General features: G+C 42.9%; 26 protein-coding genes. 17 read left to right on the top strand and 9 right to left on the bottom strand.

What is annotated here, in order from left to right:
* Positions 1 to 117: 117 nt before the first annotated feature.
* Both NSQ83_RS19125 and NSQ83_RS19120 read right to left on the bottom strand, forming a co-directional pair.
* Positions 118 to 2,886: a DEAD/DEAH box helicase gene (locus tag NSQ83_RS19125; RefSeq protein WP_198878444.1), complete on the bottom strand. Its 2,769-nt coding sequence runs from the start codon at positions 2,884 to 2,886 to the stop codon at positions 118 to 120.
* Entirely contained in the window at positions 2,873 to 4,483 is a 1,611-nt protein-coding gene (locus NSQ83_RS19120; protein WP_038429758.1) for an SWIM zinc finger family protein, read from the bottom strand. The genes NSQ83_RS19125 and NSQ83_RS19120 overlap by 14 nt, the downstream gene beginning before the upstream one ends.
* A 203-nt stretch (positions 4,484 to 4,686) precedes the next feature.
* Between NSQ83_RS19120 and NSQ83_RS19115 the strand changes: the two genes are divergently transcribed.
* The 12 genes from NSQ83_RS19115 to NSQ83_RS19060 all read left to right on the top strand — a co-directional run bounded on the left by NSQ83_RS19115 (position 4,687) and on the right by NSQ83_RS19060 (position 15,175).
* Positions 4,687 to 4,830, top strand: coding sequence for a hypothetical protein (locus tag NSQ83_RS19115; RefSeq protein WP_003242876.1), 144 nt, complete (start codon positions 4,687 to 4,689; stop codon positions 4,828 to 4,830).
* A 233-nt stretch (positions 4,831 to 5,063) separates the two neighbouring features.
* Positions 5,064 to 5,810: a protein-tyrosine kinase activator TkmA gene (tkmA, locus tag NSQ83_RS19110; protein WP_003227811.1), complete on the top strand. Its 747-nt coding sequence runs from the start codon at positions 5,064 to 5,066 to the stop codon at positions 5,808 to 5,810.
* Positions 5,800 to 6,516 carry a tyrosine-protein kinase PtkA gene (gene ptkA, locus NSQ83_RS19105; protein WP_038427967.1) on the top strand — a complete coding sequence of 239 codons (717 nt, stop codon included), beginning with the start codon at positions 5,800 to 5,802 and terminating at the stop codon, positions 6,514 to 6,516. The genes tkmA and ptkA overlap by 11 nt, the downstream gene beginning before the upstream one ends.
* A gap of 48 nt (positions 6,517 to 6,564) precedes the next feature.
* Positions 6,565 to 7,329, top strand: a complete 765-nt coding sequence (locus NSQ83_RS19100) for a tyrosine-protein phosphatase (RefSeq protein ID WP_029726032.1) — start codon at positions 6,565 to 6,567, stop codon at positions 7,327 to 7,329.
* A gap of 194 nt (positions 7,330 to 7,523) precedes the next feature.
* On the top strand, positions 7,524 to 8,846 hold the full coding sequence (gene uglF, locus NSQ83_RS19095) for a UDP-glucose 6-dehydrogenase UglF (protein WP_198878445.1): 1,323 nt from the start codon (positions 7,524 to 7,526) through the stop codon (positions 8,844 to 8,846).
* A gap of 203 nt (positions 8,847 to 9,049) precedes the next feature.
* Positions 9,050 to 9,835: a YwqG family protein gene (locus tag NSQ83_RS19090; RefSeq protein WP_116315767.1), complete on the top strand. Its 786-nt coding sequence runs from the start codon at positions 9,050 to 9,052 to the stop codon at positions 9,833 to 9,835.
* A gap of 477 nt (positions 9,836 to 10,312) precedes the next feature.
* Positions 10,313 to 10,735 carry a DUF5082 family protein gene (locus NSQ83_RS19085; RefSeq protein ID WP_017696586.1) on the top strand — a complete coding sequence of 141 codons (423 nt, stop codon included), beginning with the start codon at positions 10,313 to 10,315 and terminating at the stop codon, positions 10,733 to 10,735.
* Positions 10,736 to 10,743: 8 nt separating this feature from the next.
* Positions 10,744 to 11,004, top strand: a complete 261-nt coding sequence (locus NSQ83_RS19080) for a YwqI/YxiC family protein (RefSeq protein WP_024572843.1) — start codon at positions 10,744 to 10,746, stop codon at positions 11,002 to 11,004.
* An 18-nt stretch (positions 11,005 to 11,022) separates the two neighbouring features.
* The gene (locus NSQ83_RS19075; protein WP_198878446.1) at positions 11,023 to 13,029 is read left to right on the top strand and encodes a T7SS effector LXG polymorphic toxin; all 2,007 of its coding nucleotides are present in this window, start codon (positions 11,023 to 11,025) and stop codon (positions 13,027 to 13,029) included.
* Entirely contained in the window at positions 13,029 to 13,514 is a 486-nt protein-coding gene (locus tag NSQ83_RS19070; RefSeq protein WP_038829861.1) for a hypothetical protein, read from the top strand. Before NSQ83_RS19075 ends, NSQ83_RS19070 begins: the two co-directional genes overlap by 1 nt.
* A gap of 184 nt (positions 13,515 to 13,698) precedes the next feature.
* Entirely contained in the window at positions 13,699 to 14,349 is a 651-nt protein-coding gene (locus tag NSQ83_RS19065) for a hypothetical protein (RefSeq protein ID WP_198878447.1), read from the top strand.
* 109 nt (positions 14,350 to 14,458) lie between these two features.
* Positions 14,459 to 15,175 carry an endonuclease V gene (locus NSQ83_RS19060; protein ID WP_198878448.1) on the top strand — a complete coding sequence of 239 codons (717 nt, stop codon included), beginning with the start codon at positions 14,459 to 14,461 and terminating at the stop codon, positions 15,173 to 15,175.
* 86 nt (positions 15,176 to 15,261) lie between these two features.
* Here the strand turns inward: NSQ83_RS19060 and NSQ83_RS19055 are convergent, their stop codons facing one another.
* Positions 15,262 to 16,143: a LysR family transcriptional regulator gene (locus NSQ83_RS19055; protein ID WP_003227833.1), complete on the bottom strand. Its 882-nt coding sequence runs from the start codon at positions 16,141 to 16,143 to the stop codon at positions 15,262 to 15,264.
* Positions 16,144 to 16,265: 122 nt separating this feature from the next.
* Between NSQ83_RS19055 and NSQ83_RS19050 the strand changes: the two genes are divergently transcribed.
* Both NSQ83_RS19050 and NSQ83_RS19045 read left to right on the top strand, forming a co-directional pair.
* Entirely contained in the window at positions 16,266 to 16,811 is a 546-nt protein-coding gene (locus tag NSQ83_RS19050; RefSeq protein ID WP_032727010.1) for a flavodoxin family protein, read from the top strand.
* Positions 16,808 to 17,029, top strand: coding sequence for a hypothetical protein (locus NSQ83_RS19045; RefSeq protein WP_032722655.1), 222 nt, complete (start codon positions 16,808 to 16,810; stop codon positions 17,027 to 17,029). Before NSQ83_RS19050 ends, NSQ83_RS19045 begins: the two co-directional genes overlap by 4 nt.
* 26 nt (positions 17,030 to 17,055) lie before the next feature.
* Here the strand turns inward: NSQ83_RS19045 and chrA are convergent, their stop codons facing one another.
* The 3 genes from chrA to chrS are packed head-to-tail and all read right to left on the bottom strand — an operon-like array spanning position 17,056 to position 18,672.
* Positions 17,056 to 17,592 (bottom strand): chromate resistance efflux protein ChrA, encoded by a 537-nt coding sequence (gene chrA, locus NSQ83_RS19040; protein WP_014665634.1) that lies wholly within the window; start codon positions 17,590 to 17,592, stop codon positions 17,056 to 17,058.
* A complete protein-coding gene (chrB, locus tag NSQ83_RS19035; RefSeq protein WP_015251064.1) occupies positions 17,589 to 18,182 on the bottom strand; it encodes a chromate efflux transporter subunit ChrB in 594 nt (197 codons plus the stop codon). The genes chrA and chrB overlap by 4 nt, the downstream gene beginning before the upstream one ends.
* 13 nt (positions 18,183 to 18,195) lie before the next feature.
* The gene (gene chrS / locus NSQ83_RS19030; RefSeq protein WP_014478181.1) at positions 18,196 to 18,672 is read right to left on the bottom strand and encodes a chromate efflux transcriptional regulator ChrS; all 477 of its coding nucleotides are present in this window, start codon (positions 18,670 to 18,672) and stop codon (positions 18,196 to 18,198) included.
* 213 nt (positions 18,673 to 18,885) lie between these two features.
* Here chrS and ggt point away from each other — a divergent pair, with 213 nt between their 5' ends.
* Positions 18,886 to 20,463 carry a gamma-glutamyltransferase gene (gene ggt / locus NSQ83_RS19025; protein ID WP_339238761.1) on the top strand — a complete coding sequence of 526 codons (1,578 nt, stop codon included), beginning with the start codon at positions 18,886 to 18,888 and terminating at the stop codon, positions 20,461 to 20,463.
* Between the two features lie 4 nt (positions 20,464 to 20,467).
* Here the strand turns inward: ggt and NSQ83_RS19020 are convergent, their stop codons facing one another.
* The 3 genes from NSQ83_RS19020 to cotG all read right to left on the bottom strand — a co-directional run bounded on the left by NSQ83_RS19020 (position 20,468) and on the right by cotG (position 22,359).
* Complete coding sequence (locus NSQ83_RS19020; RefSeq protein WP_014481121.1) at positions 20,468 to 20,803, bottom strand: DUF4181 domain-containing protein; 336 nt, start codon at positions 20,801 to 20,803, stop codon at positions 20,468 to 20,470.
* Between the two features lie 177 nt (positions 20,804 to 20,980).
* Positions 20,981 to 21,598, bottom strand: coding sequence for a flavin reductase family protein (locus NSQ83_RS19015; RefSeq protein WP_187001926.1), 618 nt, complete (start codon positions 21,596 to 21,598; stop codon positions 20,981 to 20,983).
* A 173-nt stretch (positions 21,599 to 21,771) separates the two neighbouring features.
* Positions 21,772 to 22,359, bottom strand: a complete 588-nt coding sequence (cotG, locus tag NSQ83_RS19010) for a spore coat protein CotG (RefSeq protein ID WP_010886627.1) — start codon at positions 22,357 to 22,359, stop codon at positions 21,772 to 21,774.
* Positions 22,360 to 22,499: 140 nt separating this feature from the next.
* Here cotG and cotH point away from each other — a divergent pair, with 140 nt between their 5' ends.
* Positions 22,500 to 23,588: a spore coat protein CotH gene (cotH, locus tag NSQ83_RS19005; RefSeq protein ID WP_015714831.1), complete on the top strand. Its 1,089-nt coding sequence runs from the start codon at positions 22,500 to 22,502 to the stop codon at positions 23,586 to 23,588.
* Between the two features lie 127 nt (positions 23,589 to 23,715).
* A complete protein-coding gene (gene cotB, locus NSQ83_RS19000; protein ID WP_160221865.1) occupies positions 23,716 to 24,858 on the top strand; it encodes a spore coat protein CotB in 1,143 nt (380 codons plus the stop codon).
* Positions 24,859 to 24,913: the final 55 nt, after the last annotated feature.

The following is a 24,913-nucleotide window of genomic DNA, read 5'->3' as shown; positions in this document are numbered from 1 at the left end:
TGCTCCAAAAGCGCATCCTGTTGATATAACCGGCGTAACGGATTTTTTGGAGATTCGGCGTGACGGCTATGAACGGAAAAAAGCTGGCTCTATCAGAGCCAGCTTTTTTAGTCATGATCATTGCGCTGTAGCGCTTAATGTAAACAGTTCTTCAAGCTCCTGTGTGGAAAGCTCGGTAATCCAGTTTTCACTTTGGATAATTTGATCGTTCAGGGTTTGCTTGGATTCAAGCATGACATCAATTTTTTCTTCGATTGTTCCCGTCGTAATCATTTTATGAACGTGGACAAAGCGCTCCTGGCCTATGCGGTATGCACGGTCAGTCGCTTGATTTTCAACCGCCGGGTTCCACCATCTGTCATAATGGATGACGTGATTGGCGGCGGTCAAATTAAGTCCGGTGCCTCCAGCTTTGAGTGAAAGAATCAGTGTCGGATATTCTTTCCTTTGAAATTTCTCAACGAGTGTATCCCGCTCTTGCTTGGAGAGACTCCCATTTAAAAATTGCACAGGTTCCCCGAACGTTTTTTCAAGCAGCCGCTTCATCATGTTCCCCATCTGAATGTATTGCGTGAAAATCAGGCAGCTTTCGTTTTGGGAGCGGATCGCTGTCATCAGTTCCAGCAATTTTTCGAGCTTGACTGATCTGCCGGCCAGCAGCTCGGTTTGCTCTTCCTTTAAATAAAGCGCGGGATGATCGCATATTTGCTTGAGCCGTCCAAGCATGCTGAGGATCAGCGCTTTTCGCTGCATGCCGGTCAGGGATGTCATATGGTCAAAAGTGTCTTTGACGAGCTGCTCATAAAGGGATGCCTGCTCGGCTGACAGAGGGATAAATTCTTTTTCTTCCAGCTTCTCAGGAAGATTAAGCGCGACCTCTTCATCCCGTTTCGTCCGGCGGAGAAGGAATGGCCGGATTAATTGCTGAAGCTGTCCGATTCTCTTTTCGTCCCGGTCTTTTTCGATCGGCAGCACATAGCGTTTATGGAAGCCGGTCAAACTGCCGAGGTAGCCTTTATTCATGAAGTCAAAAATAGACCACAGCTCAGTCAGTCGGTTTTCCATCGGCGTGCCGCTCAGCGCGATATGGTGAAGCCCCTTCAGCTTCCTGATTGCGCGTGATTGCTTCGTATGCGCGTTTTTAATATTTTGCGCTTCATCAAGGCAGATCGTGTTCCATGTCACAGAAGAAAGCTCTTCAGTATCAGCATGTGACAGTCCATATGAAGTGAGCACCACGTCTGCGTTTTCATAATGCGCGGCGAAATCATCACCCTTTGGCCGGCGCGGCCCATAATGGAGCGCGACAGACAGATCAGGTGCAAAGGTTTGAAGCTCCCGCTGCCAGTTGCCAAGTACGGATGTCGGCGCAATAATCAAATGAGGCGTTTTTTGCCGGCCGCTTTCCTTCACGTGAAGGAAATAGGCGATCATTTGAATCGTTTTCCCAAGCCCCATATCGTCAGCTAGACAGGCGCCAAAACCGCTTTCCCGCAGAAACAGCAGCCAGTTCATGCCGTATTTCTGATAAGGGCGGAGCGTTCCTTTGAAAGAAGGACTGACTTCGTGCTCCGGCAGGTTTTCCGCGGCAGTGAGCTTTCGAATCAGTGACCTGAGCTGTTTAGACAGATCAAACTGAATGCCGGCAAAAGCGGATGTATCAATCAGGTCCGAATCCTCAAGTCCGCCATCCTGCTGATCCATTAGCTCTCGCGCCAGAATATCAGACATGTGGAGTCCCTCTGATTCTGCTTTTTCCATCAGGCGTTTCATCTGTTTGATAAACTGCGGATCGATTTTAACCCATTGCCCGCGGATATTAACAAGGCGCCTGTTGCTGGCGACAAGCTCATTAAATTCAGCCTCAGTCAGTTCAATTCCATTTGTCGCAAACCGCCAGTTGAAATCAAGCAGTGCATTCATGCCGACAAATGACTCGCCGCGCGGGGAGGACGACACCTTTGCTTTCAGCATCATGTTGCTGTCTCTGACAATCTGCCACCAGGACGGCAGGAGGATTTCTACCCCCATATCGACAAGCGTCTCACTTGCTTCTGACAGGAAGATCCAGGCTTCTTCCTCCGAGATCAGCGTTGTCCCGGAATCAAACGACAGCCACGGAACCGTTCTGTGAAAGCGGTCCTGCTCACGCGCGATTTTATCGCTGTACGCCTGCCACGATTTTTTGAGGCTCTTCAGTCCGTCAAAGAATTCTACAGCACCGCTCTTTTTATCGCGTAAAAACATCTCGATCTTCCATTCGTCTCCGTCAAAGTCCGGTTCATTTAAGCGCAAGCCGACAGTAAATGGAGATTGATCGTCAATCCAGCCAATGCCTTCCAGAAAATCCTCTTCATCAAGAAAATGGCCGCGGAATGTCGTAACCGCAGGCGATTTTTCCTTGATATGTTCCCATTTCTCCCGCAGGTCATCGTCGTACTGGATGTAATCCTGTACGGCAGAGGAAAACCATTCCGCAGTAAAGCCTTCCAGTATATTATCGCGGTCTTTCCAGCGAAAAACACCGTTTGTCCATGCGTCATAGTCAGGCAGAAAATCGCCGTCCGCGATAAATTCATAGATGGTCGATGCCGCCTCGATCAGCGGCTCCGTTTCTTCTGTAAGCTGCACGGAGCTGAATGAGTTGAACGAGTTTTTGCCGAGAAGCTCTACAGTCATCCATGGCGATAGCAGGACAGCAGTCGTCCCGATGAAGCTGAAATCCTCTAGAAAGGTTCCGTAAAATGAGGATTCATGCCATTGGAACAAATGCTTTTTCATATGGCTGTAGGGAAGAGGCTGCTCATTTTCATCAAAGGCTGAGAGCGTAAATGACCCATCTTCCATTTGTTCGACGTGGATGAGAATTTCTTTAAGACTCGCCATCAATCAACTTTCCTTTCTGCAGTTCTTCTTGAAGCGCACGCAGGCGCTTGTAATGCGAGCTCAGCAGCTGAATATACCGCTCCCACACCTTCTGCTTTTTCGCTTTTTTGTACAGGGTGCGCAATTTTTTCAAATACCGGGCGGCTTCCTTGTACGAGTTGCGGTTCTTCTGATCAATGAAAAAAGCCACTTCTCTATGGTAAGCCGGTATAAGCGCCTCAGGGTCGCTCGCTGCAATTTCCTTGAGCATCATTTTATCCATTTCATTGATGGAAAAGCCGACAAGGCTATGAATTTCAATCCACTCGGCATAGCGTTTTTTTTCATATAAATGATGGCTGTATTCTGTGAACGTATACGGCAGACAGCCCGCGGCAAAGCGCTCAAACAGCGCTTGATCATTGGTTTGCTGCACATAGGCATTCAACAGAAGGAACAGCTCGCCGATCACATCGCGAATCTCTTTAAACGGCTTATCCAGCTTCGTATAACCCATCGCAATTGGCTCAATTTGCTGGTACCATGTTTTAAGCCGTTTCCAGTCCTTCTTGGCAGTCATTTCACTCAGCCATTGGAACGTATAAGGGAGCGCTTCCGGTGGGAATTGATCCGCTTCCGCAAAAATAACGTCATCATTCTTTTGCAGGAATTCCAAATGCAGGCGCCCGAATTGCAATTCGGGAGAAAAACGCCGTCCAGCTTCTTTTTTCAATATCTCCTGTTCGCGTGCCACCCATTTTGGCCGCGACAGCAGCGCACTCCAAATTTCACCGAAGACGCGGATGCGTTCATATTGGAAAATTTCTTCTTTCAACAGCAAAGGTCGGATAACATCCGGTGTTTTATCCAAAAACGGATCAAGCGCAAAAGACAGCGCGTACGTTTTTAATTTATCAATAGAGCTGTAGATTGTATCCATCAGCTGTTCAACGTACGGATTGAGGGAATAAAAATCTTGTTCGGGGTTTAGCTTGCCCGCTTCAATCAATGTGAACATGCGAAGCCAAACCGCAATCGCGGAATGAATCTGATACAGGCTTTTCAGCTCCGGCTTGTTCGGCGCATGTTTTTTTAATGCGGACAGGTAGCCGTAATAGAGGCCCTGCATGTTTTGGCTGCCTTCTGGCGTACGTGCCTGCCAGAGAGAAAACTCTGAATCAAAAAAAGCAAGCCAGCTTGAAAGTGATTCTTCATTAGGCAGCACCTTTTCCTGAAACTGGCGGCGGACGAGCTCTTTGCTTTCCTCAAGCTTTTCCCTCTCCAGCCAATACTCTGTAAAAGTACCCACTCGCTCGAACATTGCATATACATATAAAAACACAGCCAGCATATGGCGGCAGATTCTTCCGGACGGACATGAACAGCCGCTTTTGACTATGACAAACAAGTTCAATGTGACCCGCACAGGCACAACATCCTGCACGTAAGCCGTAACTTCCGTCGGACTCACTGCTTGTAAACGATAGACTGAATCCTGCCGATATAAAATAAGGGCTTTTTTGATCAGCTGAACATTTTCCTCATTGTAAGGAAGAAGTTCTTTTAACTGTTCAGCAGATGCCAGCACATCGTCTTTGGAAATCATATTCTGAAGCATGATTATCGCTCCTAACCGAGTCACGTAATAAAAAGATCCAATTTCTCTATTATATCGCAACACATCGGCCTTAAAAAGTTTTTCCTAAAAAAGGACATAAAAAATAGGATGTGTCGAATGATGTATTAGAGATTGCAAATTGATAACCAGCATCATATAATAATCGTGTTTTCAACTTAATGGAAGCTGAAAGGAAAAAAAAGATGAGTGAAAAGAAATTGAATCAAGAAGAATTTCTGAAAATTTTGATGCATGCACATGAAATTGGTGAGCAGTCATCTGAGATGACGACGAAGGAAATGCTTGAAAATTTGATTTCTCATATTAAAAATGGATATGCAACATAAAAATCCCGCACGCCTTTTGCGGGATTTTTTTATGCGAGGTTACGTGACTGCACGAATAAGAGAAAATGAGACAGCGCTGTCAACACAGTAAATATAGCGCTTACATAAAAAAGAGTAACATTTCGTTTTGTGAAAAAATGTCGAATTATGTCACGTGAAAAGCTGGAGAAATGCGGTTTCAACGTTGTATAATCGTAGATGGAAAAGGATGTTATAAGAGATTTGGAGGTATCATGGGAGAATCTACAAGCTTAAAAGAGATATTATCAACGTTAACAAAACGCATACTTTTGATTATGATTGTAACCGCAGCTGCCACTGCTGCCGGCGGACTCATTAGTTTCTTCGCACTTACACCCATCTATGAAAACTCAACTCAGATTCTGGTCAACCAATCGAAAAATGAACGAAAAGAAGTCCAATTTAACGATGTCCAAACCAATCTTCAGTTAATCAATACGTACAATGTCATCATTAAGAGCCCTGCCATCTTAGATGAAGTCATTAAAGAAATGGGCCTGTCGATGACATCCCAAGAACTGAATGACAAAATTACCGTATCCAGCGAACAGGACTCCCAAGTGGTCAACATATCAGTCAGGGATGAAAACGCGGAAACAGCGGCTCATATTGCCAATACTATAGCATCTGTTTTTCAAGACAAAATCACATCTATTATGAATGTTGACAATGTCAGCATTCTGTCAAAAGCCGAGGTTTCAGAACATCCGTCCCCTGTATCGCCAAAGCCGCTTCTAAACATTGCCATCGCGTTTGCGGCCGGATTGGCGGGAAGCATCGGACTGGCCTTCCTGCTTGAGCATTTGGATAATACGATCAAATCGGAAGAGCAGCTCGAATCCTTGCTGGACATACCTGTTTTAGGGACAGTTTCCACCATTGCGAATGAGCAGAAAACAGCAAAGACCTTACAGGGTTTCCAATCTGAAAAAACGGGGAGTGGACATTTTGGCGCTTAGAAAAAACAGAGGCTCGCGGATGCGGAGAAATGTCATTGCGATGACAGAGCCGAAATCCTTGAACTCTGAACAATATCGGACGATTCGCACGAATATAGAATTTGCTTCAGTGGACCGGCAAATGAAATCAGTCATGATTACATCGGCTTGTCCGGGGGAAGGAAAATCAACAACGGCCGCCAACCTGGCTGTCGTATTCGCCCAACAGGGAAAAAAAGTGCTCCTGATTGATGCTGATTTGCGAAAACCAACAGTACATACGGCCTTTTTTCTTGAAAATACGGTTGGCTTAACATCTGTTTTATTAAAAAAAAGCTCTATGGAGCAGGCTGTACAAGCATCGAATGAAAAACATCTTGACGTGCTGACGAGCGGCCCGATCCCGCCAAACCCGGCCGAGCTTCTCTCCTCGAAGTGGATGAAGGAGCTTGCATACGAAGCGTGTGCGGCATATGATATGGTCATTTTTGATACGCCGCCTATTCTTGCCGTAGCAGATGCACAGATTTTAGGCAACGTGGCAGACGGTTCTGTTCTGGTTATTTCAAGCGGGAAAACAGAAAAAGAACAAGCCGCAAAAGCGAAAGAGGCGCTTGAAACGTGCAAAAGCAAGCTTCTTGGGGCGATTATGAACGGCAAAAAGCTTTCGAAGCACTCTGAATACGGATATTACGGAAACAAGGACAATTTCATGCAAAATAAATAACGTGCATCGTGCCCGTTATTTATTTTTGCGAAAAAAGGGGGCTAGGACATGATCGATATTCACTGTCACATTCTTCCCGCAATGGATGACGGGGCAGGTGATTCGGCCGACAGCATAGAAATGGCAAGAGCCGCTGTTCGTCAGGGAATCCGGACGATCATTGCGACACCTCATCATAACAACGGTGTGTATAAAAACGAGCCAGCCGCAGTCAGAGAAGCAGCAGATCAGTTAAACAAACGTTTAATCAAAGAAGACATTCCTTTACATGTGCTTCCGGGACAGGAAATCAGAATCTACGGCGAGGTGGAACAAGACCTTGCCAAACAGCAGCTGCTTTCGCTGAATGATACAAAACACATCTTGATTGAGTTTCCGTTTGATCACGTTCCCCGATATGCGGAGCAGCTTTTTTATGATTTGCAGCTGAAAGGATATATTCCGGTTATCGCCCATCCTGAACGCAACAGGGAAATTCGCGAAAACCCGTCCTTGCTGTATCATCTTGTGGAAAAAGGAGCAGCATCTCAGATTACTTCAGGAAGTCTTGCGGGGACCTTCGGCAAGCAGCTGAAAGCATTTTCTCTCCGGCTGGTTGAATCCAATTTGATCCATTTCGTAGCCTCAGATGCCCATAATGTGAAAACGAGAAATTTTCACACTCAAGAGGCTCTTTATGTTCTAGAGAAAGAATTCGGCTCGGAACTTCCTTATATGCTGACGGAAAATGCAGAGCTTCTCCTGCGGAATCAGACCATCTTCAGACAGCCTCCGCAGCCGGTCAAAAGAAGAAAATTGTTTGGTCTTTTTTAACAGCCGATTCTCATTTCACCACTTTCTTTTTGAGAGCGATATAATAGTGTATTGTATGGTTGAATCACATTTCAGAAATCTGTACAGGCTGTACCCGACAGGCTATGCGGGAGATCATTCGCATTCATGATAGGATGTTCTCATACGATATTACGGAAGCTGCAAAGCAGCAATTTAACTGTTGGAGGGAAACAATGAATATAACAGTCATCGGAACAGGCTATGTCGGTCTTGTGACAGGTGTTTCTCTTTCTGAGATTGGACATCATGTAACCTGCATTGATATTGACGCTCACAAGATTGATGAAATGAGAAAGGGCATTTCCCCCATATTTGAACCAGGTCTTGAAGAGCTGATGAGAAAAAATACAGCTGATGGACGGCTGAACTTTGAAACGAGCTATGAGACAGGCTTGGCACAGGCAGACATCATTTTTATAGCGGTCGGCACACCGCAGAAAAGCGATGGCCACGCCAATCTGGAGCAAATTACAGATGCGGCCAAACGCATCGCAAAGCATGTCAAACGAGATACAGTTGTGGTAACGAAAAGCACAGTGCCCGTTGGGACAAACGATTTGATTAATGGACTGATCACTGAACATCTAGCGGAGCCTGTCAGTATTTCGGTTGCATCCAATCCGGAATTTTTGCGTGAGGGGTCGGCGATCTATGACACCTTTCATGGTGACAGGATCGTGATCGGGACGGCCGATGAGAAAACAGCAAATACGCTGGAGGAGCTCTTCCGTCCGTTTCAAATCCCGATTTACCAAACGGATATCAGAAGCGCCGAGATGATCAAATATGCCTCAAATGCTTTTCTGGCCACTAAGATCAGTTTTATAAACGAAATTTCGAATATATGTGAAAAGGTCGGCGCCGATATTGAAGCAGTCGCGTACGGGATGGGACAGGATAAGCGGATCGGGAGCCAGTTTTTAAAAGCGGGCATAGGCTACGGCGGCTCTTGTTTTCCAAAGGACACAAACGCCCTCGTGCAAATTGCCGGCAATGTCGAGCATGATTTTGAACTGCTGAAATCGGTTATCAAAGTCAACAACAATCAGCAGGCGATGCTGGTTGATAAAGCGCTGAACAGGCTCGGCGGGGTGACGGGAAAAACGATTGCCCTTTTAGGCCTGTCATTTAAACCGAATACGGACGATATGAGAGAAGCGCCGTCAATTGTTATTGCAGACCGTCTCGCTGCGCTCGACGCCCGTATCAGAGCCTACGATCCCATTGCAGTTAGCCATGCAAAGCATGTTCTCCCGCAAGCTGTTGAATATAAAGAGACGATCGAGGAAGCTGTCAAAGGGTCTGACGCCGTCATGATTTTAACCGACTGGGCTGACATTAAAAAATTTCCGTTAGCGGCTTATCAGAATTTGATGGAAACGCCGCTCATATTTGACGGCAGAAACTGCTACACATTGGATGAGGCTTTGGCTGCAGGAGTGGAGTATTATTCTGTCGGACGGAAGGCGGTTGTTCCGTCAGGTGCAATTCAATAGTTGAAAAAGAAAGGCTGGTTGCGCACCAGTCTTTTTTTCATCTATTGCGGGGTGCTGAATACATTTGCTACTATTTAACTATTGTTTGGAAAATTATGCAGAAGTAGGTCTTCTTTAAACATTCGTTTGAAAAACATTAGAAGAAAACCAGAAAATAAAACCTTCCAAAAATAATTGGAGATGCCGGAAAAGGAGAGAATCTGATGAATCATCTGCCCGAAAAAATGAGACCGTACCGCGACTTGCTGGAGAAATCAGCGAAAGAATACGTGAAACTGAATGTCCAAAAAGGGAAAACAGGACGATATGACAGCAAAATTGCCGGTGATCCCTATTTCCCCAAGCATGAAACATACCCGACTGATGAAAATGGACAGCCGATGAAGCTTCTGGCACAGATTAATTTCTCGCACATTCCCCAGCTTGACGGCTACCCTTCTTCAGGTATCCTGCAGTTCTACATTTCTGTTCATGATGACGTCTATGGATTGAATTTTGACGATCGATGTGAACAAAAGAATTTCAGAGTGATCTATTTTGAAAATATCATAGAAAACGAAGACGAGCTTGTTTCTGATTTTTCATTTATCGGCACAGGCGAATGTGATTTTCCGATTTTATCAGAAGCGGCAGTCGAGCCTGTGAAATCTTCGGAATGGGTGCTGCCTACAGATTTTCAATTTGAGCAGTATACGGGCATGGAAACAATGGAGTTCTTTGGTCAGTTCGGCGAGGATGAAGAAGACATTTATAATGAACTGGCTGAAAACGGATTTGGCCATAAAATCGGCGGATACGCTTCTTTTACCCAGCATGATCCACGGGAATACGCATATAAAGAACACACCATCATGCTTTTACAAATTGATTCAGACGATGATATCGATTCAATGTGGGGAGACGTCGGCATCGCCAATTTTTTCATCACACCTGACGATCTAAGGAAAAAAGACTTTTCAAACGTTCTGTACAACTGGGACTGCAGCTAATACAAGCTTTTGATCCAAAGGGTCACACCTGATGCCAATAAGCCAGCACCGTAAGAGGTATTGACTTATTAAATAGCAATGTGGCTGCAATACCGAAAACAAAGAAGGACAGAAAAGGAATGACAACAAAAAAATCATCGGACTGAAAAAACTCACTATCATCACCCTATACCATTTTACAGTAATTACCATAAAATAAGAAGAGACAGATCAACAACATCTGCCTCTTTCAAGTGCCTTTATAACTATGACTTTAGGTGATTTCATTTTAAAAAACGTTTTCATTAGCTGTATAACGAACAAAAACAAGATCAAATACCTACATTTCAAGAGCGTTATATGCCTAAATTAAGCCATTTACCCTATTTAAGCCGCCTTCTGGCTATTTTAAAATATAATATATGGAAATAAAGTATGGAAAAGTCTATCTTCATCAGCCCCTCCATACGACTTTTTGAGTATTAAGAGGTGATTCAGATGGGTTATGAAAGTATGCTGGCGGATATCAAAAGTTCGCTCAACGGAAAAATTTCCGACGTGGAAGACAAGATCGAAAAGCTGAAAAAAGCAAAAAAGGACATAGACACACTGCAAGAAGAGGCAATCACTGAAATCAAAGAAATTGTAAAACCAGAATTGGGCAAGCATTGGACGGGAACAAAAGCCGATGATTTCGACAAGGGAAGAGAAGAGGCGAAATCGGAAGCATCTAAGATTGTGAATGATAAATATAACGAGTATATGGCTTCGATTCAGATGGAGATTATTCAGTTGGAATCTATGAAATTTCTCTATGACAAAGAATTAAAGCTAGCGAATTTTGCTGGTCATACTCTTGCTAAGGGTGAAGAATTCTTGGAGGATGCTGTTAATCAAATTAAATCTATTAAATTGTGGTGATCTTTTTTATGTCAGAAATTAAATTGAAATACGATGCTGTAATCAAAACATTAGAGTCTGTCAAAGATGCGCTTGCTGACGTATCAATCGGCGCCGCGGGGTCCAATGGAAAAAACAAACTCGATTATACGAAAAAATACCATGAGCGTGAGGAGAACATCAAAACCATGCTCGGAGATTATAAAAAAGCGGTACAGAAAAATATCGAGGATACAAAGGATAATGTAGATTCACTCAAAGAGCAGGACGAGGCGATAGCGGTAAAATAGAAAAGAAAGGGCAGTGCGATGAGCAAAGTATTTGAATCTAAATCTTTAATCGAAGAAGCGAAGAGCAGAAAAAAGCAATATGAGACGCTTGAGGAGCAGCTGAATACGCTGAAAAAAGCGTTTCAGGGAGTTGCAGATTTAGGCGATAATTTTAAAGGAAAAGGCGCGGACAATATTAAAGATTTTTTTCAGGGACAGGCGGAAATCGTAGACAGCTGGCTGACGCTTGTCTCTGCTCAAATTGCGTTTTTAAATGGCATTTCAGGAGATATTAAAGATCAAGAACTGAATGATTCATATGTGGAAACTTCTTTTTTGGATCATGAGCTGCCCAATGGAGACCTGAAAGCCTCAGAGATTGTCTCCGCCCATAAAGAAGAAATCGATTCTATTTTGTCAGGCATCAGCGATATTATTGACCTCGACATGTATACGCTTGACGACTATGCAGATAAGATGGGCGATGCCCAAAAAATCAGACGTGACACGATCACAGCTGTCGATAAGCTTGATGAATCCCTGACAACTGAATATCAAAATTTAGAATCTCTGGACAACGCAGTGCTCACCAAATATTCCGTTCTCATGCAGGCCACCAGCAATGGGAAGAGCGCTTCTCCTATGTACTATGACAAAAAAGCCTTCCACAGCAATGAAGTCTACAAAAGCGTCATTGAAGTAGAAAATCAAGGAACAACCTATATCGATGCAAAAACCCAGCAAGCAGAAGCAAGACGGCTCCAGGAAAAAGCCGAGGAAGAAGCAAACAAACCGTGGTACGAAAAAACATGGGATGGAGTTTGCAACTTTACTGGAGAAGTCACTGGCTATTATGATTATAAAAGAGCAACCGAAGGCGTTGATCCGGTTACCGGAGAAAAACTCTCCACCGCAGAGCGTGTGACAGCAGGAGCTATGGCCGCTGCCGGATTCATACCAGTCGTCGGCTGGGCAGGCCGGGCCTTCAAAGGCGGAAAAGCCATCTACAAAACCGGAAAAGCAGCTATCGCTGCTGAACACGCATTAGATGCCTACAAAACAGGCAAATCCTTAGACATTCTCAAAATGACTGAAATGGGCGCATACGGCCTTGTTGCGTCAAACGGATTCTCAGAAGCCGTCACGGGACGGGATATGTTTGGAAACAAAGTGTCTGAGGAGAAGCGGAAGCAAGGGGCGCTCGAAGCAGCATTGAGCTTGGTTGGAGCCGGTGCATTGGCGAAACATATTGATAAAGGCATCCCGCTTGCTAAATCGCCACAAGTAGCAAAAGTTGAAAAAGGGAGAAAGATTCTAGATCAAGTAAAAGAATTCAAAGTGCCGACGAATGTAAAAATTCGTGTCCACAAGACTGTCACACCGGATGGGACAACTTTCCCAATTGTTCACGCTGATGTGAAAACGAAAGCTGTGAAAGATCTTGGGGTTGTGAAGATGGTGGGTAGAGGTAGCAGTGGAAGCACTACCACAAGATTAATTCCAGGGACCCCAGGAAAGGTTACAGGGGGGAGTTCAACTAAATTAGGTAAAAATATGTTTGAGCAAATGGGACTTCCACGTTCAACAAAACGTACTCCATATCAGGCTCAACATATTATCCCGAAGGAGTTTCGAAGTCATCCTGTTTTGAAGAAGTTAGGAATGGATATGGATGATGCGTCAAATGGCTTTTTCTTAAGGGTCCCGGATGATGATATAAGTGCTACTTCACGGCATAAGGGATATCATTCAGTTTATAGTAGTTTTGTGAGAAAAAAATTAGATGAGATTAATGTTAACCAAAGTGTAGACGTCATTGAAAAACAGGTATATGATTTACAACAAAAATTAAGAGAATTACAAGAAAAAGGGTTGCCTCTTTATATGAGGGATGATTATTTAGAAACAGAATTAAAGAAAATAAAGGAGAAAGGATTAGAAGCATATAAATTAGAAAGGAAAGAAGGTAGCTCCTCAAGAAAACCCGTTTGGAAAAGAGGCGGTGGAGCAACAGTTGATCTTTGGGAAAGGTGGTATAACAAGTAATGAATTTTGGAAAATATCATAATCTGGTGGAAGAGGTAGTTGAATTTTCAAAAACCTTCAAGCCTATAAAATCAGTTAATGTATCTAATTTTACTCAAATAATTAATGACCAAGAAAAGGCTGAATACTTGGCTTATGAAGAAGTATATGGAGAAGATGAGTATACATGGAAAGATATAAGGGAAATTGAAATGAGTGAAGTATGGGAGCGGTTTTACGAATTAGAAGATAATCAAAAGCCGGAAAATATAGACGCATTATTAGATATTTTTTCTGAGAGCATCAGACATGCTTCTACTGAATTCAAGACTTTTTTTGAGGATATAGTAGCTGACCTAAACAATTGTGCTATTAATAGAGCAATTAATGGTAATACAAATAATTTTTTTGAAAAGGTTTTTGAAATTTATAAAGCGGGTTATTTCCCGTGTGGTTGGAATGGCGATTATCCTAACGGGAATTTTATCGTTTTTAAAAAAGGTTAAGAGAGGTTTTCAAGAAACGTCAGTCTATGGACACCAAGGGCTGGCGTTTTTGTTTCTCATTGTATACAGCTTTCAATATAGGTTAACGTTAGAAGTGCCTTGTTTACTGATATATTAGAATAGTTTAAACTTCTTTTTGGGTTGTCAATCGGCAGATTTTTTAGAATAATGAAGGAGAAGCGGGATGGGCAGAGACCATATTTCTCAACTACAGCCATTAAAAATCTGTAATGGCTGGTCTGTAGTACTGAACAATTTATGTTCAGAAAAAAGAATGCAAGAAAAATGTGAATTACTAATACTACAAAATGAAAAACGTAAGGCCTTTATTAAGGTAAGTTATGAAAATAATCAATACCATATCAAAGTAGCTGGCTTAAAAACAGATAAGGTTTATGAAGATGAGTCTTTTAATGAGATAGAACAATTATTAGAAGAGTTAGAATATCAAATCTGGAGTGTGGGAAGCGGGGTTTTAGAGGGTTTGCAGCCACTAAGCCAACAGATTCCCAATTATTTAAGGCTAAAGATACCGGCTGGTTGGACTGTTGATTATATTACATTAAAAGATACTGATCCTAAGACGCTAGAGGCAAATGATGATGCTTGGTTATTTGACTTTAATCAAGATCTCCTGCAGATTTCTCATAAGACAAAAAATTTGCTGCTTGACGTAGGGTGGTACCCAGAAGGTGATCCAGCCGGAAGCTATGGGATTGAACTGATAAAAAACGAAGATTGGGAAAATCCTTTAGAGGATATTATGTGTACTGAACTTAAAGAATTAATTAAACAATTGGATTATATTTTTATGAAAGAAATGAAAAATGAATAGTAATAAAAAAGCAGATTATACTATCTGCTTTTTTCAATGATATAATTTGGTGTCATTGCTAGAATCGACATGCAGGACAATTGAGCGCGAAGAGAGGGAAACAAGTAAAATGGAAATACATCAAATACACGATTTTCATCTAAAAGATGAATCGGATTTTGTTCAAACACAACAATCCCTTAGAAATCGTATCAACCTATCCCACACGATCCATCCCAACTCCATCAACACCTGCGCAGGCGTCGATCTCGCCTATTGGGAGCAGAACGGAGAACCATACGGAGTGTGCAGTATTATCGTGATTGACGCTGATACAAAAGAAGTCATTGAAAAAGTGCACAGCATGGGGAGAATCAGCGTGCCGTATGTTTCCGGTTTTCTTGCGTTTCGCGAGCTGCCTTTGATCATCGAGGCGGCGAAAAAGCTGGAGACGGAGCCGGATGTCTTCTTGTTTGATGGCAACGGATATCTGCATTACAATCATATGGGCGTTGCCACCCATGCGGCTTTTTTTCTGGGCAAGCCGACGATTGGGATTGCGAAAACCTATCTCAAAATCAAAGGCTATGATTTCGTGATGCCTGAAAATGAAGTCGGTGCATACACCGATATTCTCATTGACGGCGAGGTATATGGCCGGGCGCTGCGAACGCGGGGGGACGTGAAGCCTATTTTCTTGTCTTGCGGTAATTATATTGATTTAGACAGCAGCTATCAGATCACGATGAGCTTGATCAATCAAGAAAGCAGATTGCCAATCCCTGTCCGCCTGGCTGACCTTGAAACGCATGTTTTGCGAACGTTTTATCAGAAAAATCACATGTAACACTTGGGGCTCTAAGTCATCAAGTGTTTTTTTGTATGTGTGTGCTTTCCTGGTCTCAAAAACCTTGTCGTCCTTGTGGAGAGGTTTTATTTGAATGTTTTCCGTGTCAAATCGATAAAAGCCTTTAATGGCGCAGACATCCATTTGTCCTTATGCCATGCTAATTGAGTGAAAACGGGGCAATCGCTCTGCCAATTGAGTTCTTTCATCCGGCCTGCTGCAATATCATCTTTTACTGTCATTTCAGGCAAGATTCCAATCCCAAGTCCGGCCATCACGCATTGTTTGATGGCTTCTATGCTGACGAATTCCAATTTGTTAGGATAGACACCGGAGTCATGCAAATTGTTCTCAAAGAGCGTGCGGTACGAGCAGCCGTCCTCTGTCAGCAGAAGAGTTTCGTTTTGAAGATCCTTCAATGTTACTGGTAAATCCGCAGGAAAAGGATGGTCATTAGCAGCCACCATTTTGATCTCATCCTGAATCAAAGATTCAACGTGCAGTGCGTCTTCCATCCGGTTTACATCCAAGATGAAGGTGATATCAAGCTGGCCCTGTAAGAGCTGTTCTTTCGCTTGTTCATTGGAGATATATGGTTTGAATATGAGCTTTACTTGGGGAAAAGCCTGTTTAAATTCTTTTATGATAGGCGGCAGGCGGTATGTGCACTGGCTTTCCGTCGCCCCGATTTTTAAGGTTCCGGTTGTTTCTCTTACTTGATTTGTGGCCATTTTCGCTTCTTCTGTTAACGCAATGATCTTCTGTGCATAAGATTTGAACGTTTTTCCTGCTTCTGTCAAGATAAGCCGCTTGCCGAGCCGTTCAAATAAAGGCGTCCCAATTTCTTCTTCAAGTGATTTGATCTGAGAGGTAACGCTTGATTGTGCATAATTAAGCATTTTGGCGGTTAGGGTGAAGTTTACATGTTCTGCCGCCGTAATAAAGGTGATCAGCTGCTTCAATTCCACTTGTTCTCTTCCTTTCTAAATCGGTTTTAGCGATTGTATTAATCGAAATAATCATCTGTATTGATTGATGAATCCATTATAAGATGAAGAAAATCATTCGTAAACAAAGGAGCAGATGCATCATGAAAATTGCGGTTATTAACGGCGGAACTCGGTCTGGCGGAAATACGGATGTTCTTGCGGAGAAGGCTGTTCAAGGATTCGATGCGGAGCACATTTATTTGCAGAAATATCGAATTCAGCCAATTGAAGATCTGCGTCACGCCCAAGGCGGCTTTCGTCCTGTTCAAGATGACTACGATTCTATCATTGAACGGATATTGCAGTGCCATATTCTTGTATTCGCCACCCCAATTTATTGGTTTGGCATGTCAGGGACATTAAAGCTGTTTATTGATCGCTGGTCACAGACGTTGAGAGATCCGAGATTTCCTGATTTTAAACAGCAAATGTCAGTGAAACAGGCATATGTAATAGCAGTGGGCGGAGACAATCCAAAAATAAAAGGGCTGCCGCTGATTCAGCAATTCGAACATATTTTTCATTTTATGGGAATGTCCTTTAAAGGCTATGTGCTGGGAGAAGGCAATCGTCCAGGCGATATTCTTCGTGATCATCAAGCGCTGTCCGCTGCGAGCCGCTTACTGAAAAGAAGCGATGCGATATGAAGTTTTTGCTGTCGGTCATTGCTGGCTTGCTGATTCTTGCACTCTATTTATTTTGGAAGGTCCAGCCTCCTGTTTGGATACAAGTTGAAACCAATTCGTCCGAGTTGAAGCAATCTGTGAGAATGGCAGGAACCACGCTGCAAGTCAAGCACATCATCAAGAGTGACGCAGGAGAAGAAACAGCTGTCATATCAAACGGCATTTCTGGGCCAAAATAAAAAAGCACCTGTCCAGGTGCTTTTTTCTATAAATGAGGGATCACAAGGCCCCCATATAAAAACGCCGCGATAATCAAAAATGCCGGATGCATTTTGAATTTTGTCATGGCAAGGAGCGAAATTCCCGCAATCACGATCGATTGGATCCAGCCGATCGCTTTGATGCCGTCTGCGCCGATTTGCCAGGTAAGAATGAGCATCATGACCGCGATGACAGGCTGGACGGACAGCGTCATGCCTTTGATGACAGGTGATTGGCGGAAGCGCTGGATGATGCGCAGCAGGACGATCAATGCGAGCGCCGACGGTACGACGGTTGCGATCAGGGCAATTAGGAAGCCGGGCCACCCGCCTGCGCTGTAGCCGACATACGCAGCGATTTTCGTGGCGATCGGGCCCGGCAAAGCGTTCGCAAGTGCGAGCATATTTGAGAATTGATCGTTTGAGAGCCAGCTGTATCTGTTTACAACTTCTTCAAACATTAGCGGGATAGACGCAGGTCCGCCGCCATATCCCAGTAGGTTTGCGATAAAAAACGCCATAAATAAATAGATCGATATCATGAGGCTGACATTCCTTTATCTTTTGAATGTTTATTTGTGATTTTGTCTTTCAGTTTAAAATGAAACGCCCCGTACGCTAAGAAAATGATAATGACCAGGCCGGGATTAATCTGTAAAGTTTGCAGGCCGATAAAAGCGATGATAAAAAACAGGATGCCGGTAACCCAGCCGAAACCTTTAAGCGCTTTTTGGCCAAACTCGTACGCCATGATTCCGAGCATTACCGCAATTACCGGCGTGACGGCACCGATCATACCTGCAACAATTGCTGAATGGCTTAACACATTTACAGCCGCAAACAAGCCCACCATCGCAAGACATGTAGGCAGAATGTGGGCGAGGGTCGCCACAACTGCACCTAATGTGCCTTTTAGCTTAAAGCCCAGATAAGCAGCCATTTTGGTGGCAATCGGTCCGGGAAGCGCATTAGCGATTGCTAATATTTCTCCGAATTCATCATCGTCAATCCATTTATATTTATTGACCGCTTCATGGCGGATCAGCGGAATCACGGAAGGTCCGCCGCCGAACCCTAATATGCCGGTGCGAACCATTGCGGCCGTCATATCCCGATAAGGATGGTTTTTCATTCGTTTCTCTCCTTTACAGCTTCATTCCCATACGGCTTTTGTATCGTTTGATCAGCATCTGGCAATCAACACTGACGACGCCTCGCAATGGATACAGCCGTTTTGTTAAGAATTCTTCCATTTCTTGATCGTTGGCAAAGATCCCATGCATATGCAGCTTGCTCGGGCCTGTCATGTGATAAAGGCTGGTGACCGCAGGCTCTTCCTCAAGCTTAAGAGCGACCTCTTCTAAAAATTGCGGTTCTACCTCGACATTGAAAAACACGGAAACATGAATGCCGATTTTAGCGGGATTGATGACAGCGGTGAATTTTTCAATAACACCGGCTTCAATTAATTGGTTGATACGGGCCTGGACGGCGACCCGTGACAAATCGACTCTTTTGCCAAGATCCGTATAAGAAATTCTGCCTTCTTCATGCAAAATCGTGAGAATTTGTTTATCAGTCTCATCAAGTACAAGGTTGGGGATTTGATATTCATGACTCAATTGCTCCACCTGCTTTCGTAGCCTTTTAGCAATCATTTTATCATAAAAGTTACGTATCGAAATAATAATTTTTTATTTGTTTTCGAAATGAATGCAAAAATATCTTGTTATTTGCGAAAAGTAGAAAGTTCGTCAGTTTTTCTGCCGGATCAGTAGATGTGAAAAATCAGGCTCCCTATACTGAAGAAAATTTCTTAAAAAAGGGGACTTGTGATGAACAAATCTGTCATCGGTACAAAGCAAATGGTCGTCAGTCCGCATTATCTCGCTTCTCAAGCCGGAAACCGCATACTGGATAAGGGAGGCAACGCGTTTGACGCCGCTGTTGCGGTGAGTGCTTGTCTTGCGGTTGTGTACCCGCATATGACCGGACTTGGCGGGGATTCCTTTTGGCTGACCTTTCACCAGGAAACAAAGGCAGTAAAAGTCTACAATGGCAGCGGCCGTTCAGGAAAAAACGTAACGAGAGATGTATATAAGGGAAAAAGCGCGATTCCGCTGCGGGGAATTGACAGTGCCATTACCGTGCCGGGAATGGTTGATAGCTGGGATGCGGTCCTGAAGGAGTACGGGCGTCTGTCTCCTGCAGATGTATTGGAGCCCGCACGCGATTATGCCCAAAATGGGTTTCCTGTATCAGCTGATCAGTGTCGTCACACAGAAAAGAATATTGAATTGCTGGCTTCCACGCCTTACACGGCTGACATCTTCACGAGAAGGGGCAAAGCACCTGTCCCGGGAGAGCGGTTTGTGCAAAAAGAGCTTGCAGACAGTCTGAACTTGATTGCTGAAAAAGGAAGAAGCGCATTTTATGAAGGAGATCTCGCTCAGCGGATTGTCTCACATTTACAGAATAACGGCAGTTACATGACAATCGATGATTTTAAAGCGCATCGGGGTGAGTGGGCAGCGCCTGTATCAAGTGATTATCGAGGATACAGTGTGTATCAGGCGCCGCCGAATTCTCAGGGATTTACCGGTTTATTAACACTGAACATTTTGGAAAACTATGATTTCACCCAAATCGAACACAGTTCATTTGAGTATTATCATGTGCTTGTGGAGGCGCTGAAAAAGAGTTTTGTAGATCGGAATGCCTTTTTGACTGACCCTGCGTTTGCTGACATTCCGCTTGAAAGGCTTTTGGATAAAAATTATGCGAAACGATTGGCGGGAGAAATCGGCTATCTGGCAGAACCGGCAGAAAGCAGGCCGGTGGGAAGTGATACGGCATATGCGGCCGTAATTGATGCGGATGGCAACGCAGTGTCATTCATTCAAAGCCTGTACTTTGAATTTGGCTCGGCAGTCACTGCCGGTGATACAGGCATATTACTGCAAAACCGCGGATCATTTTTCTCACTGGATGAAAATCATGTCAACACGCTTGAACCGAGAAAGCGCACCTTCCATACGTTGATGCCGGCTATGGTCTGTAAAGGCGGAAAGCCAAAAATTCTGTACGGCACACAAGGCGGCGAAGGCCAGCCGCAGACTCAGACGGCCATCATTACCCGAATGCTGGACTACGGAATGCATCCACAGCAGGCAATCAGCGAACCGCGCTGGGTATGGGGCAGAACGTGGGGAGAGGAATACGAAGGTCTCAGAGTCGAGGGCAGATTCACAGACAAAACAATCCAAAAACTGAAAGACAGCGGGCATCTCGTGGAGGTTGTCGGTGACTATGATCCGCTGATGGGACAAGCGGCTGCAATCAAAGTTGATGAAGAAGGCTTTCTCCAAGGCGGAGCCGATCCTCGGGGAGACGGAGCGGCTGTGGGGATTTAAATAACTATAGGGTACAAATATAAATCAAAAGCATAAACATAAGGGAGACCTCTACAATGTGGTACATATACTGTTTATCTTCAGGTCTATAATGCCACTCCATAAAAATTCGTATTGAGTCAATCACAATAAAAAATAAAAGAAGCAAATATTCAACGGGAAAAAAGGAGAGTGAAAACACAAACAAAATAAGTAAAGTGATTTCGATCCATTTGTGTGTATTGCTGACATGCTTATATCGCCAGCCGGATTTATCAATACCGTATTTTTTCTTTATAAAAAATTGAGAGGCGAGACTGATGGTAATAGCGATCAGCATTAAAATCCAAAAGTTTGTCATTCCAATTCCTCCTAATCTACCTTTATACGAAGAAAAAGGAAAAACGTTTCATAAAAGAACACCCCGAGCTTACTCTGGGTGTTCTTTTTTTTGATATTTTTTCAGTTATTTACAGGCGATATTTTGTAATCATAAGGTCTTTTTGACTAGTTTCTTCTATTTAAATAGTCCTTCTCTTCAGCTGGGACGAATCAGTGTGAATTCTTCCCCCAGCTTGGCATAGTGATTTCCCGCCAATCGTGAGGCAGGCTTTAATTCATCCGTTAAAATATATCCCTTTTCTGCATCATACACCTTTTCATCTAGGTGGAAGCAGACAACTCTTCCGATGAGCAGATCTGCTGTAGTGATGCCTTGATCATTGTCAAAGGTAATATGCCGCTCTAATTTGCACTCAAAGCGAACGCGGGCTTCCTTAATGCCGGGAACTGAAACAGCTTTGCTTTCAATAGGATGAAGCGAGGTGCGTGTAAGCTCGCTTTCATCCGGCCTTAAGCTTGCAGCTGTTTCATTGATATCTTCAATGATGGCTTCATCACTGACATGAACGACAAATTCTCCGTTCTCCACTGCGTTTCGCGCTGTATCTTTTTGGCGTCCTTCCGTCCTGTTAACAGAAATACTGAGAAGCGGAGGATCTGAGCTGACGACGTTATAAAAACTGAAAGGCGCGGCATTGACCGCTCCTTCTGAAGAAAGTGTTGTCACAAATGCAATGGGGCGGGGAATAACGGTACCTGACAATAGCTTGTATGTGTCTTTGGCACTAAGCTGATCAGCTTGAAATATGTACATAGCAACAACCGCCTTTATCGTTAGGATACCTTGATTATAACGAAATGGTTTAAAGGAAACCAAATGATGCGGGTTGCATATGTTATGTCATGACATATATCTAATACAGGGCAAATAAAAAAATAGGCTTCCGTACCTCCGCCGGCAGCCTATTGAAACAATGAAAACTTAGATTATTTGTATTTCTTTTTGACTACCCAGCAATTGCCGTCTTTCCAGTATTCTTTTTTGCTGTCATAATCATCGTGTCTTTTGTAGTCGTCGCAGTGGTGGTGCGGTTTTTTGTAGTATTTCTTATGGGAACGATAAGATTTTTTGTGTGTGCGGCATGACTTTTTATAGCTGCGAGATTTTTTCTTGTGAGAACAGTATGACTTTTTGTAGCTGCGAGATTTTTTGTAAGAACGGCAAGATTTTTTATAGCTGCGAGATTTTTTGTAAGAACGGTAAGATTTTTTATAGCTGCGAGATTTTTTGTGAGAACGGTACGATTTTTTGTGGCTGCGAGATTTCTTGTGAGAGCAGTATGATTTTTTGTGGCTGCGAGATTTTTTGTGAGAACAGAATGATTTTTTGTGACTGCGAGATTTTTTGTGAGAGCAGTATGATTTTTTATGGCTGCGAGATTTTTTGTGAGTGCGGTGCGACTTTTTATGACTGCGTTTTTTTCCATGAGGCTCTTGGTATAAATAATCCTTTAAACCTTCTTTTTTTGCGGATTTCACCGCTTCTTCGATGTCAGAATGGGAATAGTGGCCCAATTTGAAATCCTCCTTTTAAAAATATGTTAAGGATGAAGATCCTTACTACCCTCATAGTACGCGCGGTTTTAAAAAGTGTATAAGTGTTCCGCTGAGATCTTATAAAAATAAAAGCCTAAAATTTGTAAGGAGGATTATGGATGAAGAATCAATCCAATTTACCGCTTTATCAGCTGTTTGTTCATCCAAAAGACTTGCGTGAATTAAAAAAGGATATATGGGACGATGATCCGGTGCCAGCTGTGATGAAGGTAAATCAAAAAAGGCTGGATATTGATATCGCTTATCGGGGATCACATATCAGAGACTTCAAAAAGAAGTCATACCATATTTCCTTTTATCAGCCGAAAACATTCCGCGGCGCGCGAGAGATTCACTTAAATGCGGAGTATAAAGATCCTTCCTTGATGAGAAACAAATTGTCTCTGGATTTTTTCTCGGAGCTAGGGACACTGTCTCCAAAGGCAGAGTTTGTGTTTGTAAAGATGAATGGGAAGAATGAAGGGGTTTATCTTGAACTTGAATCCGTAGATGAATATTATTTGGCGAAAAGGAAGCTGGCTGATGGCGCGATTTTTTATGCGGTGGATGATGATGCCAACTTTTCTCTGATGAGCGATTTAGAAAGGGAAACGAAAACATCGCTGGAGCTTGGATATGAAAAGAAAACAGGGACTGAGGAGGATGATTTTTATTTACAGGATATGATTTTTAAAATTAATACGGTCCCTAAAGCTCAGTTTAAGTCAGAAGTGACAAAGCATGTGGATGTCGACAAGTATTTGCGCTGGCTTGCCGGTATTGTATTCACCTCAAACTATGACGGGTTTGTCCACAACTACGCATTATACAGAAGCGGGGAAACCGGATTATTTGAGGTGATTCCTTGGGATTATGATGCGACTTGGGGCAGGGATATCCATGGAGAGCGGATGGCTGCCGATTATGTAAGAATTCAAGGATTTAATACACTAACCGCCCGGATATTGGATGAATCCGAGTTTCGCAAGTCCTACAGGCGCCTGTTAGAAAAAACGCTCCAATCTCTTTTTACAATAGAATATATGGAACCGAAAATCATGGCGATGTATGAGCGGATTAGGCCTTTTATCTTGATGGACCCATATAAAAAGAATGATGTTGAGCGTTTTGACCGTGAGCCGGATGTGATCTGCGAGTATATTAAAAACCGTTCACAATACCTCAAAGATCATTTAAGTATTTTATGAATGCGTGAAAATGGGTATTCGCGGAAAAAGCGACAATTAGGCTATTGAATTAGTTCAACAAATAAATGTGACACGTATATATGCAGTATGTTTATCATCTATGTATAAGTGACTAGGAGGAATTTGAATGAGCAAGAGGAGAATGAAATATCATTCAAATAATGAAATATCGTATTATAACTTTTTGCACTCAATGAAAGATAAAATTGTTACTGTATATCGTGGAGGTCCGGAATCTAAAAAAGGAAAATTAACAGCTGTAAAATCAGATTATATAGCTTTACAAGCTGAAAAAAAAATAATTTATTATCAGTTGGAGCATGTGAAAAGTATTACTGAGGATACCAATAATAGCACCACAACAATTGAGACTGAGGAAATGCTCGATGCTGATGATTTTCATAGCTTAATCGGACATTTAATAAACCAATCAGTTCAATTTAACCAAGGGGGTCCGGAATCTAAAAAAGGAAGATTGGTCTGGCTGGGAGATGATTACGCTGCGTTAAACACAAATGAGGATGGGGTAGTGTATTTTAATATCCATCACATCAAAAGTATAAGTAAACACGAGCCTGATTTGAAAATAGAAGAGCAGACGCCAGTTGGAGTTTTGGAAGCTGATGATTTAAGCGAGGTTTTTAAGAGTCTGACTCATAAATGGGTTTCAATTAATCGTGGAGGTCCGGAAGCCATTGAGGGTATCCTTGTAGATAATGCCGACGGCCATTATACTATAGTGAAAAATCAAGAGGTGCTTCGCATCTATCCTTTTCACATAAAAAGCATCAGCTTAGGTCCAAAAGGGTCGTACAAAAAAGAGGATCAAAAAAATGAACAAAACCAGGAAGACAATAATGATAAGGACAGCAATTCGTTCATTTCTTCAAAATCATATAGCTCATCAAAATCATCTAAACGATCACTAAAATCTTCAGATGATCAATCATCCAAATCTGGTCGTTCGTCACGTTCAAAAAGTTCTTCAAAATCATCTAAACGATCACTAAAATCTTCGGATTATCAATCATCCAAATCTGACCGTTCGTCACGTTCAAAAAGTTCTTCAAAATCATCTAAACGATCATTAAAATCTTCAGATTATCAATCATCAAAATCATCTAAACGATCACCAAGATCATCAGATTATCAATCATCAAGATCACCAGGTTATTCAAGTTCAATAAAAAGTTCAGGAAAACAAAAGGAAGATTATAGCTATGAAACGATTGTCAGAACGATAGACTATCACTGGAAACGTAAATTTTAATAGATAATGGAGGAGCATCAGATTAAGTGATGCCCTTTTTCAGTTAAAGGAGGAG

Origin of the sequence: Bacillus sp. PS217 (assembly GCF_037963535.1) — a bacterium.
Lineage (GTDB): Bacteria > Bacillota > Bacilli > Bacillales > Bacillaceae > Bacillus > Bacillus subtilis.
Note: the sequence above shows the minus strand (reverse complement) of the source record. Positions and strands in the feature narration are given on the sequence as shown.

What these genes read in the sequence shown, in the direction of transcription:
- NSQ83_RS19125 (WP_198878444.1), bottom strand. Translation starts at nt 2,886, where the DNA reads ATGGCGAGTCTTAAAGAAATTCTCATCCACGTCGAACAAATGGAAGAT.
- NSQ83_RS19120 (WP_038429758.1), bottom strand. Translation starts at nt 4,483, where the DNA reads ATGCTTCAGAATATGATTTCCAAAGACGATGTGCTGGCATCTGCTGAA.
- NSQ83_RS19115 (WP_003242876.1), top strand. Translation starts at nt 4,687, where the DNA reads ATGAGTGAAAAGAAATTGAATCAAGAAGAATTTCTGAAAATTTTGATG.
- tkmA (WP_003227811.1), top strand. Translation starts at nt 5,064, where the DNA reads ATGGGAGAATCTACAAGCTTAAAAGAGATATTATCAACGTTAACAAAA.
- NSQ83_RS19100 (WP_029726032.1), top strand. Translation starts at nt 6,565, where the DNA reads ATGATCGATATTCACTGTCACATTCTTCCCGCAATGGATGACGGGGCA.
- uglF (WP_198878445.1), top strand. Translation starts at nt 7,524, where the DNA reads ATGAATATAACAGTCATCGGAACAGGCTATGTCGGTCTTGTGACAGGT.
- NSQ83_RS19090 (WP_116315767.1), top strand. Translation starts at nt 9,050, where the DNA reads ATGAATCATCTGCCCGAAAAAATGAGACCGTACCGCGACTTGCTGGAG.
- NSQ83_RS19085 (WP_017696586.1), top strand. Translation starts at nt 10,313, where the DNA reads ATGGGTTATGAAAGTATGCTGGCGGATATCAAAAGTTCGCTCAACGGA.
- NSQ83_RS19080 (WP_024572843.1), top strand. Translation starts at nt 10,744, where the DNA reads ATGTCAGAAATTAAATTGAAATACGATGCTGTAATCAAAACATTAGAG.
- NSQ83_RS19075 (WP_198878446.1), top strand. Translation starts at nt 11,023, where the DNA reads ATGAGCAAAGTATTTGAATCTAAATCTTTAATCGAAGAAGCGAAGAGC.
- NSQ83_RS19070 (WP_038829861.1), top strand. Translation starts at nt 13,029, where the DNA reads ATGAATTTTGGAAAATATCATAATCTGGTGGAAGAGGTAGTTGAATTT.
- NSQ83_RS19065 (WP_198878447.1), top strand. Translation starts at nt 13,699, where the DNA reads ATGGGCAGAGACCATATTTCTCAACTACAGCCATTAAAAATCTGTAAT.
- NSQ83_RS19060 (WP_198878448.1), top strand. Translation starts at nt 14,459, where the DNA reads ATGGAAATACATCAAATACACGATTTTCATCTAAAAGATGAATCGGAT.
- NSQ83_RS19050 (WP_032727010.1), top strand. Translation starts at nt 16,266, where the DNA reads ATGAAAATTGCGGTTATTAACGGCGGAACTCGGTCTGGCGGAAATACG.
- NSQ83_RS19045 (WP_032722655.1), top strand. Translation starts at nt 16,808, where the DNA reads ATGAAGTTTTTGCTGTCGGTCATTGCTGGCTTGCTGATTCTTGCACTC.
- chrA (WP_014665634.1), bottom strand. Translation starts at nt 17,592, where the DNA reads ATGATATCGATCTATTTATTTATGGCGTTTTTTATCGCAAACCTACTG.
- chrB (WP_015251064.1), bottom strand. Translation starts at nt 18,182, where the DNA reads ATGAAAAACCATCCTTATCGGGATATGACGGCCGCAATGGTTCGCACC.
- ggt (WP_339238761.1), top strand. Translation starts at nt 18,886, where the DNA reads ATGAACAAATCTGTCATCGGTACAAAGCAAATGGTCGTCAGTCCGCAT.
- NSQ83_RS19020 (WP_014481121.1), bottom strand. Translation starts at nt 20,803, where the DNA reads ATGACAAACTTTTGGATTTTAATGCTGATCGCTATTACCATCAGTCTC.
- NSQ83_RS19015 (WP_187001926.1), bottom strand. Translation starts at nt 21,598, where the DNA reads ATGTACATATTTCAAGCTGATCAGCTTAGTGCCAAAGACACATACAAG.
- cotH (WP_015714831.1), top strand. Translation starts at nt 22,500, where the DNA reads ATGAAGAATCAATCCAATTTACCGCTTTATCAGCTGTTTGTTCATCCA.
- cotB (WP_160221865.1), top strand. Translation starts at nt 23,716, where the DNA reads ATGAGCAAGAGGAGAATGAAATATCATTCAAATAATGAAATATCGTAT.